This is a genomic window from Propioniciclava sp. MC1595, assembly GCF_017569205.1.
In the GTDB taxonomy this organism is placed as follows: Bacteria; Actinomycetota; Actinomycetes; order Propionibacteriales; family Propionibacteriaceae; genus Propioniciclava.
Genome location: NZ_CP071870.1, coordinates 121,818 through 134,633, shown reverse-complemented (window position 1 = coordinate 134,633; position 12,816 = coordinate 121,818). Strand labels below are relative to the sequence as shown.

At 68.8% G+C, this 12,816-nt stretch carries 10 protein-coding genes; 9 read left to right on the top strand and 1 reads right to left on the bottom strand.

The features are described 5' to 3' along the window. Positions 1 to 79: 79 nt before the first annotated feature. The 3 genes from J4N02_RS00595 to J4N02_RS00585 are packed head-to-tail and all read left to right on the top strand — an operon-like array spanning position 80 to position 4,720. Positions 80 to 1,261 (top strand): AAA family ATPase, encoded by a 1,182-nt coding sequence (locus tag J4N02_RS00595; protein WP_188333774.1) that lies wholly within the window; start codon positions 80 to 82, stop codon positions 1,259 to 1,261. Positions 1,262 to 1,265: 4 nt separating this feature from the next. Beyond that, positions 1,266 to 2,591: a BREX system ATP-binding protein BrxD gene (brxD, locus tag J4N02_RS00590; protein ID WP_208091052.1), complete on the top strand. Its 1,326-nt coding sequence runs from the start codon at positions 1,266 to 1,268 to the stop codon at positions 2,589 to 2,591. Positions 2,592 to 2,593: 2 nt separating this feature from the next. Continuing rightward, positions 2,594 to 4,720 carry a DEAD/DEAH box helicase gene (locus J4N02_RS00585; protein ID WP_188333776.1) on the top strand — a complete coding sequence of 709 codons (2,127 nt, stop codon included), beginning with the start codon at positions 2,594 to 2,596 and terminating at the stop codon, positions 4,718 to 4,720. Between the two features lie 19 nt (positions 4,721 to 4,739). Here J4N02_RS00585 and J4N02_RS00580 read toward each other — a convergent pair whose 3' ends face one another. Then, positions 4,740 to 5,483, bottom strand: a complete 744-nt coding sequence (locus J4N02_RS00580) for a DNA/RNA helicase domain-containing protein (protein ID WP_188333777.1) — start codon at positions 5,481 to 5,483, stop codon at positions 4,740 to 4,742. A 305-nt stretch (positions 5,484 to 5,788) separates the two neighbouring features. Here J4N02_RS00580 and J4N02_RS00575 point away from each other — a divergent pair, with 305 nt between their 5' ends. The 6 genes from J4N02_RS00575 to J4N02_RS00550 all read left to right on the top strand — a co-directional run bounded on the left by J4N02_RS00575 (position 5,789) and on the right by J4N02_RS00550 (position 12,772). Then, positions 5,789 to 7,099, top strand: coding sequence for an extracellular solute-binding protein (locus J4N02_RS00575; protein WP_243760833.1), 1,311 nt, complete (start codon positions 5,789 to 5,791; stop codon positions 7,097 to 7,099). Positions 7,100 to 7,175: 76 nt separating this feature from the next. Then, positions 7,176 to 8,123, top strand: a complete 948-nt coding sequence (locus J4N02_RS00570; protein ID WP_188333779.1) for a carbohydrate ABC transporter permease — start codon at positions 7,176 to 7,178, stop codon at positions 8,121 to 8,123. After that, positions 8,120 to 9,058 carry a carbohydrate ABC transporter permease gene (locus tag J4N02_RS00565; protein ID WP_188333780.1) on the top strand — a complete coding sequence of 313 codons (939 nt, stop codon included), beginning with the start codon at positions 8,120 to 8,122 and terminating at the stop codon, positions 9,056 to 9,058. Before J4N02_RS00570 ends, J4N02_RS00565 begins: the two co-directional genes overlap by 4 nt. Then, positions 9,055 to 10,476, top strand: a complete 1,422-nt coding sequence (locus J4N02_RS00560) for a glycoside hydrolase family 1 protein (RefSeq protein ID WP_188333781.1) — start codon at positions 9,055 to 9,057, stop codon at positions 10,474 to 10,476. The genes J4N02_RS00565 and J4N02_RS00560 overlap by 4 nt, the downstream gene beginning before the upstream one ends. A 9-nt stretch (positions 10,477 to 10,485) precedes the next feature. Next, positions 10,486 to 11,499, top strand: a complete 1,014-nt coding sequence (locus J4N02_RS00555; RefSeq protein WP_188333782.1) for a LacI family DNA-binding transcriptional regulator — start codon at positions 10,486 to 10,488, stop codon at positions 11,497 to 11,499. A gap of 25 nt (positions 11,500 to 11,524) precedes the next feature. Further along, on the top strand, positions 11,525 to 12,772 hold the full coding sequence (locus J4N02_RS00550; protein ID WP_188333783.1) for a hypothetical protein: 1,248 nt from the start codon (positions 11,525 to 11,527) through the stop codon (positions 12,770 to 12,772). The last annotated feature ends 44 nt before the right edge of the window (positions 12,773 to 12,816 follow it).

Genomic DNA, 12,816 nt, shown 5'->3' with positions numbered 1-12,816 from the left:
CAAGAGCGTTCCGGTCAACAATCAGGATCTCTACCCTCATCTATGGATTTCCGTTATACGGCTAGATAGAGTCTGACACATGGACCCGGTGGAGAACCCCTTCAGGCCAGGCGCTGGTCGCAGGCCGCCCGTCCTTGCCGGTCGGGAGCGCATTCTGTCGAACTTCGACGTGGTCGTCCGTCGGGCAGAGAACTACGGCGAGGGCGACCGCAGTTGGGTCATCAACGGACTGCGCGGGGTTGGAAAGACAGTGCTCCTCAACGAGCTGATGAGCCAAGCCAACGCACGCAAGTGGATCGTCGCCAAGGTCGAGGCGTCCACGTCCGCACCCCTGCGCAAGGTGTTGGCCACGGAGTTGGTGAAGGCACTGCGGACGGCCACAGGCCGTCACGCAGATCGCTCGAAGTGGAAGCGCGTGCTGGGAGTGCTCCGTTCGTTCACACTCAAACTCGGGATCGATGGCATCACGTTGGGCATCGACGTGGATCCCGTCCACGGGGTGGCGGACAGTGGAACCTTCGGAGACGACTTGGCAGCCCTGCTGGAGGTCATCGGTGAAGCCTCGCTCGAGTTCGGCATCGGCACGCTGATCCTGGTGGACGAGTTGCTGGAGGCTGGCACCGACGACCTCGAAGCCGTCAACATGGCAGTCCATTCACTGGGACAGGCACCCACCCCCCTGCCGGTCTTCTTCGTGGGAGCTGGGCTCCCTTCCCTCCCAGCCCAGCTGGCGGATGCAGCCAGTTACGCGGAACGGCTGTACGTCTACCAGCCGATCGGCCTCTTGTCCCCGGACGACGTCCGCACCGCGTTGGTGGAACCCTGCGAACAACGGGGAGTCACCTGGCAAGAGGATGCGCTGGCGGCTGCGTTCGAACTGGCGCGTGGATACCCCTACTTCGTCCAGTCCATCGGCAAGCACGTCTGGGACCTGGCTGCGGGGCCCGCCTTCACCATGGACGATGTGCAAGCTGGGGGTGCCTTGGCCCGCGAGGAGATCGATGCCGGCCTGTACAGGTCGCGTTGGGAACGTGCCACGACCGCTCAACGCAGGCTGCTCACAGGGATGGCGCACCTGAAGGGGGAGGACCCAGTGGAGATCGGCGAACTCGCGGCTCACCTCGGCAAGGCCAGGACGTCTGACCTGTCGGTCGCCCGACAGGAACTCATCAAGAAGGGTTTGGTCTACGCGCCCGAGCGGGGTCTGGTCGCCTTCACCGTCCCCGGAATGGCGGACTTCGTCATCGCCCAGGATGCGTGACTGCATGGATTCGGTCTCGCCTCGACGGCGTCGCGAGGTCATCGACGCCCTGCGGCGCGGCACCGTGCCCGCCAATGGCTTGGATCTCCTTGCGGTCGGGCTGACCCCCTTCGAGTCGGCTCTGGGTGCTGAGCTGGAGTCGGTCTCCGGTGGCGCGGCTGTCTTCAAGGCCGTCCGCGGGGAATATGGTTCCGGCAAGACCTTCTTCACTCGCCACCTGGCCGAGCGAGCGCTTCGTCAAGGGTGGGCCACGGCCGAGGTGCAGATCAGCGAGACGGAGACCCCGCTCCACCGTCTGGAGACCGTCTACCGTCGCATCACCGAGTCCCTGCGAACGGCCACCGTCCCTCCGAGTGCCTTTCGCTCGGTGCTCGATGGCTGGCTCTTCACCCTCGAGTCCGACGCCATCGCAAACGAGCCCGGCCTCCAACACTCCGACCTTTCGCTGGGGCAGGCCGTCGACCGTCTCATGGACACACGCCTGGCGGAGGTCTCCAGCAAGACCCCAGCGTTCGCGCAGGCCCTGCGCGGGTACCGTTCGGCCTCCCTGTCGGGTGACCCCGCGACGGCTGACGGGCTCGCCGCGTGGTTGGGTGGGCAGCCCCATGTGGCCGCCTCCTCCAAGCGCACCGCAGGCATCCGAGGCGATTTGGACCACTTCGGGGCCATGGCCTTCCTCCAAGGCCTGCTCGCCGTCCTGAAGGACGCGGGCCACCCGGGCCTGCTCGTGGTGCTCGACGAGGTGGAGACGCTCCAGCGAGTGCGAGGGGATGTCCGGGACAAAGCTCTGAACGCGCTGCGCCAGCTCATCGACGAGGTTGACTCCGATCGCTATCCGGGCCTGTACCTGGTCATCACCGGAACACCGGCCTTCTTCGAAGGCCCGTCAGGTCTGAAGCGGCTCCCGCCTCTCGCCCAGCGCCTCCACACCGACTTCACGACGGACTCCCGGTTCGACAATCCACGCGCCGTCCAGGTACGCCTCACCGGGTTCACCAAAGAGCGTCTCGTCGAGCTGGGTACCAAGGTTCGCGACCTGTACGCGAGCGGCACCGAGCACGGCGACCGCATCCGTAGCACCGTCGACGACGCGTACGTGGGTGACCTCGCATCAGCCGTGGCTGGCTCGTTGGGCGGCAGCATCGGGGTTGCTCCTCGGGTGTTCCTCAAGAAGCTGGTGGGCGAGGTCCTCGACAGGGTCGACCAGTTCGCGGACTTCGACCCGCGCATCCATTACGCCCTCACGCTGTCGCAGGATGAGCTCACGGACGTGGAGCTGAACGCCTCACGTGCGGCGTCCGACCTCGATTCGATCGACCTGGAACTCTGACCGTGAACGGGTTCGGGGCGCTCCACCCGGTCGTGCAGCACCACATTGTCAACGTGCTGGGCTGGAACGGCCTCCGGCCCCTGCAGGAGCAGTCGATCGGGCCCGTCCTCGCCGGCCGTGACGCCGTGCTCCTCGCACCCACCGCAGGCGGCAAGACGGAAGCTGCCATGTTCCCCCTCCTCACGCGCATGGCCGACGAGTCGTGGACCGGCACGTCCGTTCTCTACGTCTGTCCGCTCAGGGCGCTGCTGAACAACCTCGAGCGACGAGTGGATTCCTACGCCGCGTGGCTAGGCCGATCGGCAGCCGTCCGGCACGGGGACACGAGCCAAGGTGCCCGCCGTCGCATGGTGGTCGACCGTCCCGACGTCCTGCTGACCACACCCGAGTCCATCGAAGCGATGCTGGTGTCAGCCACGCTGGATCCCCGTGTCCTGTTGGGGGACGTCCGTGCCGTGGTCGTGGACGAGGTCCACGCGTTCGCCGGCGATGATCGTGGTTGGCACCTCTTGGCGGTCTTGGAGAGGTTGGCGCACCTCACGGGCCGCCCTTTGCAGCGGATCGGGCTGTCCGCGACGGTGGGCAACCCCGACGCACTCCTCCAGTGGCTGCAGGGCAGCAACCACGCCACTGGTGTGGCGGCACAGGTCGTTTCGCCTGCGGCCGGGAGCACGGTGGCGTCCGATCTCGCGTTGGACTTCGTGGGGTCGCTCAGCAATGCCGCGACGGTGATCTCGCGGCTCCACAAGGGAGATAAGCGGCTTGTCTTCGCGGAGTCACGTCGCAACGTCGAGCAGCTCGGGGTGCGGCTCACGGACCTGGACGTGGAGACCTTTGTCTCCCACTCCAGTCTCTCCGCGAGCGAACGACATCGGTCGGAGACAGCCTTCGCCGAGGCCCGCAACTGTGTGATCGTGGCCACCTCCACCCTCGAACTTGGGATCGACGTTGGAGACCTCGACCGGGTGCTTCAGGTGGGTTCCCCCACCACCGTCGCGTCCTTGCTCCAACGACTGGGACGCACCGGCCGCCGGTCGGGGACGACCCGCAACATGACAGTGCTGGCCACGGACGAGGGCGAACTGCTCCGAGCGGCAGGCCTTCTCCTGTTGTGGTCGGAGGGGTTCGTCGAGTCGATCGACCAGACGCCCCAGCCAACGCATATCGCCGCCCAGCAGGTGATCGCCCTCGCGCTCCAGGAAGGGCAGGTCGGCCGAGCAACGTGGCAGGACTGGCTCGGCGGGCTCGAGCTGGCCCCCAGCACCACCCTCGGCGAGATCGTGGCGACGATGCTGGACCGAGGTCTGTTGGACGAAGACTCCGGCATGCTGATGGTCGGGCCCGAGGCCGAGCGCCGCTTCGGACGCCGGCACTTCATGGAAGTCATGAGCGTGTTCACCTCGGATCCCCAGGTGACGGTGCTCCACGGGCGGGTGGAGATCGGAACAGTCGACCCCATGGTGCTCATCACGAAGGTGCAGGGACCGCGACGTTTGGCCCTGGCAGGACGCTCGTGGAGCGTGACGGCAGTCGACTGGAAGCGCCACAAGGCGTACGTGGAGCCTGCTGAGGGAGTGGGATTGGCCCGTTGGCTCGGCACGTCCATCCCGTTGGGCCGCCAACTCGTGGATGCGATGCGGCGCGTGCTGTTGGGCGCCCGACCCGACGGCGTCGTGCTCACGAAGCGCGCTCAAGAAGCCCTGGCCGCACTGGAGATCGACCTCGCCCCACGCGTGGACCTCGACCGAACCGTGCTGTTGCACGACGAGGACAGGACCCGTTGGTGGACCTGGGCAGGTGGCCGCGCGAATGCTGTCCTCTCCGCCGCCCTGGATGATGCGGACCCGTCCCTTCTCGACGCGGAGGCCACCTACACCAACGAGTCCATTCCCCTGCGCACAGATGCCGGCGCAGGCGAGCTCACCGCCGCTCTCGACCTCGCTCGCTCCCGGCATGGACTTGGACTCAACAGCGTTTCGCCTGCCATCACCCGCAGGGCCGTTCAGGACCTGAAGTTCGCTGAACTCCTGCCCGAGGAACTCGCGATCCGAACCTTGGCGGCGCGCCTGTCGGACCACGAAGGGGCACGAACGGCCGCCGCGCTGGAGATCGTGGAGAGGTTCACCTGAGGCACCCCCTGCCTTCGGGTCAGGAACTGAGCAGTCCCTTTCGGGCCCTGAGGAGGACTTCGCGCAGGGCGTCGTCCACCGCATAGATGTGGAGCCCGTTGACGCCGCGGGTCAGGAGGACGTTCAGCTCATTGCGGATCAGGGTCTCGCCCACCTTCCGCTTCGTGCCGTCGCGGAGTGTCCGATGCTGCGTCGCTCCGCGGTTCGCACTCTTCGTCGGGTCGATCACGACACGTCCTTCGCGGTACGTGACCGACGGCCCAAGGATGACGCCGGCATGGTTCAAGTCGAAGCCTTGGATCGTGAAGGTAGAACCCACCTCGTCGATGGTGTGCGGCTGCTCGGCCCAGGCCAGTCCCTTGGCCCTCCTCTTCGCGGCGCGGTCGATCTCCAGTTGCAGGTTCCACGGCAGGCGCAGGTCGCCCACGACCACGTCCCAACGACCACCTGCCGGGGGAGACTTCTCCGAGTAGTCCCAGTCGAACGTCGCCAAGAGTCGGGACAGTCCCTTCTCCTCCTCCGTCGCGTGCTTCTTGATCGCCTCGTACAGTGCGGTGGCGGAGTCGGCGATGGTGAGCTCATATGAGTCCTCTGGGATGTTCCTCACGACGCCTTCGCCTACCAAGGAACGAATCCACCCAAGCGTCGCTTCCGAGGAGTTGATCCGCATCTGGGTGCCCAACTCGACCACTTGGGTCGCTCTGTTCTCGATCTCGGTCACGTCTTCGGGCTCGAGGTCGGCCTTCTGGCGCTCCTTGCTCACTACCACCGCCAGCACCAGCCGACCGCGGCGACGATGATCCGCATCAGGGTGTTGTCAGGCACCTCTTCCTCCACCTCTTGGGAACCATTGACGCTAGCCGCACGCCGGTCAACCGGCAGCACCCCTCTGGGCCTGCACCGTCGCGTTACCCAACCGTGATGCGGGCGGGTCTTGACACCGAGGTTGGGAAGAGCGAGTCTGAGACACATCCCCCTGAGAGCGCTCCCATTCCCTCTCAGTCTTCACTGAGAGCGCTCTCAGAAAGACGGGCGGACCTTCATCCGCACACAAACAAAGGAGTTGCTGTGCACAAGTCACGCATTGGGGCCCTCGCGGCGATCAGCGCCCTGGCCATCACCCTGTCCGCCTGCGGCGGGGCGAACACGGGGTCGACACCGGCCCCCGGCGGGAGCGCTGCGCCCGCGACGTCGGACGAGAAGATCACCCTGACCGTCGCCACCTTCAACGAGTTCGGTTACGAGGAGCTCGTCAAGGAGTACACGGCGCTCAACCCGAACGTGATCGTCGAGCACAAGAAGGCCGCGACCGCCGACGAGGCGCGCGACAACCTGAACACCCGTCTGGCCGCCGGTTCCGGGCTGGCCGACGTCGAGGCCATCGAGGTCGACTGGGTGCCCGAGATGATGCAGTACGCCGACAAGTTCGTCGACCTCAAGGACGACGCGGTCGAGGGCCGCTGGCTCGACTGGAAGGTGGAGGCCGCCACCACGCCCGACGGCAAGCTCATGGGCTACGGCACCGACATCGGCCCCGAGGCCATCTGCTACCGCGCCGACCTGTTCGAGGCCGCAGGCCTGCCCTCCGACCGCGCCGAAGTCGCCAAGCTGCTCGACGGCGGCTGGGACAAGTACTTCACCGTCGGCAAGGACTTCGTCGCCAAGAGCGACGCCGCCTGGTTCGACGCCGCCGACGGCGTGTTCCAGGGCATGATCAACCAGATCGAGACACCGTTCGAGAACGCCGACGGCACCCCGATCCCCCTCGGCGAGAACACCGAGATCAAGAAGGTCTACGACCAGCTGATCACCGCCGCGGTCACCGACGACCTCTCGGCCGACCTCGCGCAGTGGAGCACCGACTGGTCCACCGCCTTCCAGAACGACGGCTTCGCGACGATGCTCTGCCCGGGCTGGATGCTCGGCGTGATCGAGGGCAACGCCGAGGGCGTCGAGGGTTGGGACATCGCCGACGTCTTCCCCGGCGGCGGCGGCAACTGGGGCGGCTCGTACCTGACGGTGCCGACCCAGGGCGCGCACCCCGAGGAGGCCAAGAAGCTGGCCGCGTGGCTGACCGCCCCCGAGCAGCAGCTCAAGGCCTTCGCGTCCAAGGGCACCTTCCCCAGCCAGAAGGAGGCCCTCGCCTCCCCCGAGCTCCTCAACTCGACCAACGCGTTCTTCAACGACGCCCCCACCGGTCAGATCCTCACCAACCGCGCCAACGCCGTGTCGGTGACCCCCTTCAAGGGCCCGAACTACTTCGCGATCCGCGCGCTGACTTCTGACGCCATCAACCGCGCCGACGTCGACAAGACCGACGACCCCGAGGCCTCCTGGGCCAAGGCCGTCGCCGCCTACGACGACCTCGGCCTCAGCTGACGCACCCTTGGCCGACCGGACGCCACGGCGTCCGGTCGGCCCCCACCCGAACCCACCACGACCGCGAGGAGGCTCGATGTCGAGCACCACAGCGCGCCAGCGGCTGTCCCGCCTGGACGTGCGCCTGTCGCCGTACCTCTACATCAGCCCCTTCTTCATCCTCTTCGCCGTCGTCGGCCTCTACCCGCTGCTCTACACGGCATTCGTCTCCGTGCACGACTGGCACCTCATCGGCGGCCAGGGGGACTTCGTCGGCCTGAAGAACTACGTCGACGTCCTGGGACAGCAACGCTTCGGCCGCGCCCTGGGCAACACCTTCTCCATCTTCCTGCTGTCGTCGGTCCCCCAGGTGATCGCCGCCATCGCGATCGCGGCCCTGCTCGACGCGAACCTGCGCGCGAAGACCTTCTGGCGCATGGGCGTCCTGCTGCCCTATGTGGTGGCACCGGTCGCGGTGTCGCTGATCTTCTCCAAGCTCTTCGCCGACCAGTCGGGGTTGGTGAACACGCTCCTGGCCACGATCGGCATCGACCCCATCGGCTTCCACTCCGACCGGCTCGCGTCGCACCTCGCGATCGCCACCATGGTCAACTTCCGCTGGACCGGCTACAACACCCTGATCTTCCTCGCCGCCATGCAGGCCGTGCCCCGGGACCTCTACGAGGCCGCGATCGTCGACGGGGCGTCGCGCTGGCGCCAGTTCTGGTCGGTCACCGTCCCGATGCTGCGCGCCACGATCATCTTCGTGGTCATCACCTCCACCATCGGCGGTCTGCAGATCTTCGACGAACCCCGCATGTACGACACGCTCGGCCTCGGCGGGGCGGACCGGCAGTGGATGACGATGACCATGTATCTCTACGAGCTCGGCTGGGGGGCGCAGAAGAGCTTCGGCCGTGCAGCCGCCGTCGCCTGGATCCTCTTCGGGATCATCATCGCGATCGGCCTGGTCAACTTCCTGCTCACCCAACGCATCGCCTCCGGGGACGCGCCCCGGCGAATCCGCAAGGGGGCCCGCACATGAACTCCGTCGCCGCCATCGAACAGACCGCCGGGCGCGGTGCCGCCCGCGCCGCCCGCCGTCGGTTGAACCGACCGCAGCCCGGGGCGTCCGGGAGCAGCACCGCGTGGGGCGCCGACCGCCGCCCGTCGTGGCTGTCCTACGTGCTGCTCGGCCTGGTCCTGCTGATCTCGGCCTACCCGCTGTGGTTCGCGGTGCTGCTGGCCAGTTCGGACGCCGCGACCATCGCCCGCAACCCGATCCCGTCGCTGATCCCCCAGGGCCGGCTGCTGGAGAACATCGGCCGGGTCATCTCCTCCGACATCAACTTCTGGCCGGCGCTGTGGAACTCGATCCTCGTCGCGGTGATCACCGCGGCGTCGGTGGTGATCTTCTCCACCCTGGCCGGTTACTCGTTCGCCAAGCTGAACTTCCGCGGCCGCGGGCCGCTGCTGGTGTTCGTCATCGCCACCATGGCCGTGCCGACCCAGCTGGGCATCGTGCCGCTGTTCATCGTGATGTCGAAGCTGGGCTGGGTCGGCCAGCTGCAGGCCGTCATCGTGCCCGGCATGGTCACCGCGTTCGGGGTGTTCTGGATGACCCAGTACCTCCGCGACGCCCTGCCGTACGAACTGATCGAGGCGGCACGGGTGGACGGCTGCTCGATGATTCGCACGTTCTGGCACGTCGCGCTGCCCGCCGCCCGCCCGGCCGCCGCGATGCTGGCCCTGTTCACCTTCGTCGGCTCGTGGACCAACTTCTTCTGGCCCTTCATCGTGCTGGGTCCCACGAACCCGACGCTGCCCGTGGCGCTGCAACTGCTGCAGGCGTCGTACTTCAAGGACTACTCGCTGATCATGGCGGGCGTCGTGGTGGCCACGATCCCGCTGCTGCTGGTCTTCGTCGTCGCTGGCCGACACCTCGTCGCCGGCATTATGCAAGGAGCTGTCAAGGGATGACCGAACTCACCTTCCCGCCCTCGTTCTCGTGGGGCACCGCCACCGCGGCCTACCAGATCGAGGGAGCCCGCCACGAGGGTGGCCGCCGCGACTCGATCTGGGACACCTTCGCCCACACCCCCGGCGCGGTGGTGAACGGCGACACCGGTGACGTCACCTGCGACCACTACCACCGCATGCCCTCCGACGTCGCGTTGATGGCCTCGCTCGGCCTCGACACGTACCGGTTCTCGGTCTCGTGGGCGCGCGTCTGCCCCGACGGCCGGACCCCCAACCCGGAAGGCCTCGACTTCTACGACCGCCTCGTCGACGAGCTCGTCGGGCGCGGCATCCGACCGTGGCTGACGCTCTACCACTGGGACCTCCCCCAGGCCCTCCAGGACCGGGGCGGCTGGACGAACCGCGACACGGCGTCGGCGTTCGCCGACTACGCCGGCGCGGTGCTGGACCGACTCGGCGACCGCGTGCCCGTCTGGACCACGCTCAACGAGCCGTGGTGCTCGTCGTTCCTGTCCTACGCGGCCGGCGAGCACGCGCCCGGCCACACTTCCCCGACCGAGGCCGTGGACGCCGCCCACCACCTGTTGCTGGGCCACGGCCTGGCCGTGCAGCGGATCCGCGCCGACCGACCCGACGTCACCGTCGGCATCACCACCAACCACACCGTCGCCGACCCGGCCGACCCGTCGAACCCGGCCGACGTCGACTCCGCCCGCCGCATCGACGGCGCGTTCAACCGCGTGTTCCTCGACCCCCTGTTCCGGGGCGAGTACCCCGCGGACGTGCTCGAGGACATGGCGGAGGCGGGGCTGGGTCGCGCGGCCCGTGACGGCGACTTCGCGGTCATCTCGTCGCCGATCGACGTGCTGGGCGTGAACTACTACAACGGTGTGGCAGTCGCCGGCGCTGTGCCGGGGGACGAGTCGCCGCTGGTGTTCGCCGGCCCGGGTGGGCTGCCCCGGCGCAGCCCCTACGTGGGCTCGGAACGCGTGCGGTTCGTCCCGCGCGGGCTGCCCGTCACCGCGATGGGGTGGGAGGTGCAACCCGAGGGCCTCACCCGCCTGCTCGTCCGGCTGCACGAGGAGTACACCGGTCCCGCCGGCGTCCGCCTGCACGTCACCGAGAACGGCGCCGCCTACGACGACGTCCCGGACGCCGCGGGCTTCGTCGACGACACCCACACCCGCCTCGCGTACGTGCGCGACCACCTCGCCGCGGTGCACGCCGCGATCGAGGCCGGCGCCGCCGTGGACGGGTACATGGTGTGGTCGATGCTGGACAACTTCGAGTGGGCGTGGGGCCTGGCCAAGCGATTCGGTATCGTTCGGGTCGACTTCGACACGCTCCAGCGGACCCCCAAGGCGTCCGCACTCTGGTACGCCGAGGTCGCACGGTCGGGAAGCGTCACCCTCGACTGAGGAGGCGAGGTGGACGACGTGCGGGCACGCACCACGTTGGAGGACGTCGCGCGCGTGGCGGGGGTGTCCCGCGCCACGGCGTCCCGGGCCGTGCGCGGCGGCGAGCTGGTGAGCCCCGTCGCCCTCGAGGCGGTGCGCCGGGCGGTCGAGCAGCTCGGGTACGTGCCCAACCCGGCCGCCCGCAGCCTCGTCACCCGGCAGACCGACACCCTGGCCGTGGTCGTCCCCGAGGACGACGCCCGCGTGTTCTCCGACCCCTTCATCGCGCAGGCCATCGGCGGGGTCGCCGAGGCGCTGGCCCACACCCCGAAGCAGCTCGTCCTGCTCATGCGCGCCCGCGGCCAGGAGAACGAGCGGCTGCTGCCCTACCTGCGCGGCGGGCATGTCGACGGGATCGTGGTGCTCTCCCACCACCGCGACGACCACCTCGAACGCGAACTCGCCGCCTTGCACCTGCCGCTCGCCTTCATCGGACGTCCCCTTGAGCCCCAGCTGGCCGTGCCGTACGTCGACGTCGACAACGTCGCCGGCGGACGCCTCGCCGCCGAGCACCTGCTCGCCGCGGGCGCGCGCAGGCTGGCGACCATCAGTGGCCCGCTGGACATGCCAGCCGCTGTCGACCGCCTCACCGGGTGGACGGAGGCCTTGGCGCGCGGCGGCGTCACCGAGGTCGCCCGGTACGAGGGCGACTTCACCCTGGTGCGCGGCGAGGAACTCGGCGCGCGGCTGCTGGCCGAACACCCGGAGGTGGACGGCGTCTTCGCCGCCAACGACCTCACCGCCGCCGGCGTACTGAACGCGGCCCGCGCCGCCGGGCGCTCGGTCCCCAGGACCCTGCGCCTGGTCGGGTACGACGACACCCAGCTCGGCCTGACGACCCACCCGCAGCTCACCACGATCACCAACCCCGGGCGCGACCTCGCCCGCCGGGCCACGCGCATGGTGCTCGACCAGCTCGCCGGGCAGCCCGCGCCGTCTCCGATCATCATCACGCCCGTCCTCGTGGAGCGTGCCTCCGGCTGACGGGCCCAACTGGCAGGCTGTGCCCATGAGCAACCCAGAGGAGCTCCTGGAGCTGGCCCAGGCGTGGGCGACCCAGCGCGGGCGCACGTTCGCCCCCGAGTTGGTCGACACCGCGATCAGGCTGCGCGATTCCTACGACGGGCTCGAGGCCCACCGATGGCCCGCCCGGACGGTGGAACACCTCATGCTCGTCCGCTGGCCGTCGCACGGTCCGCACGGCGTGCCCGACGTCGCAGCCCTGGTCGCCTCGCTCGACACCTTCTGGCGCTTCCTCCGCTCGACAGGGCGCATGGCGGGCGGGTCCGCCGAACCGGCCGCGCTGGCCCAGGAAGCCAAGAAGGCCGGCAAGCGGATGGCGGCCGCCTGTACCGACGACCGCAACTTCGGATCCAACAAGATCCTGCTCGGCTTCGGCGAGGAGATCGGCATCACGCTCGACGACGCGACCTCCATCGAGGAGGTCCAGGAACGCTTCGGCCGGATCACGGACGCCTGGAACGCCCTCCCGGCCGACGAGCGGCGCCGGCGGTCGCCGGGGCTGGACGCCCTCGAGGCCGAGGCCGGCGCCGAAGGGGACGGCGACGGATCAGAGTGGACCGCCGGCCTCAGCGACCCGGCCACGAGCGCACCACACGTGAGGGCGTCCGAGTTCGTCGCCTCGCTGCGCGCGCTCGTCGATTGGGTGGGGACCGGGCGCGAGGTCACCTCGACCGGCGCGCTTCGGCCGGTCATCGCCCGCGCGGCCGTGGACGCCCTCGGCCTCGGCGACTGGGACCGGAGCTGGCGCAGCGCGATGGACTGCCTGCCGCTGCACCGCCTCTGGCTGGCCGCCGTGGGGACGGAGCTGGTCGAGCTCCGCGCCACCAAGGCGGTCGCGCACCCCGAGGCGTGGCCCACGACCGACCGGGAGTGGGTGGCCTTCGGGCTCGTGGCCGCGCACGAGCTGTACGACCTGGCCATGTACGAGGGCGTGGAGTACCCCCTCACCGAACTGCTCTTCGAAATCGACGGCCACCAAGGCGCCCCGAAGAAGCGCGCGGCCGTCGCGGACTGGTGGTGGCAGTCCCCCGGCAACCCCCTCGCCGGCCCCGAGCACGACGCCGTCATGCGACCCATCAGCGACGACACCCTCGCCGGCTGCCTGGAGTTCTTCGGCGACCTCGGCCTGTGGACCGAACGCGCCGGCTACCTGATCGGCACCGACTTCGGCTGGGACTGCGCGGTGTACCTCGCCGCCACCCACAGCCCCGACGGCCAGGAGTTCGAGGGCTGAGGGCCACGCCCTACACTTGCGGCGTCCCGCTCGCCACAAGCCCT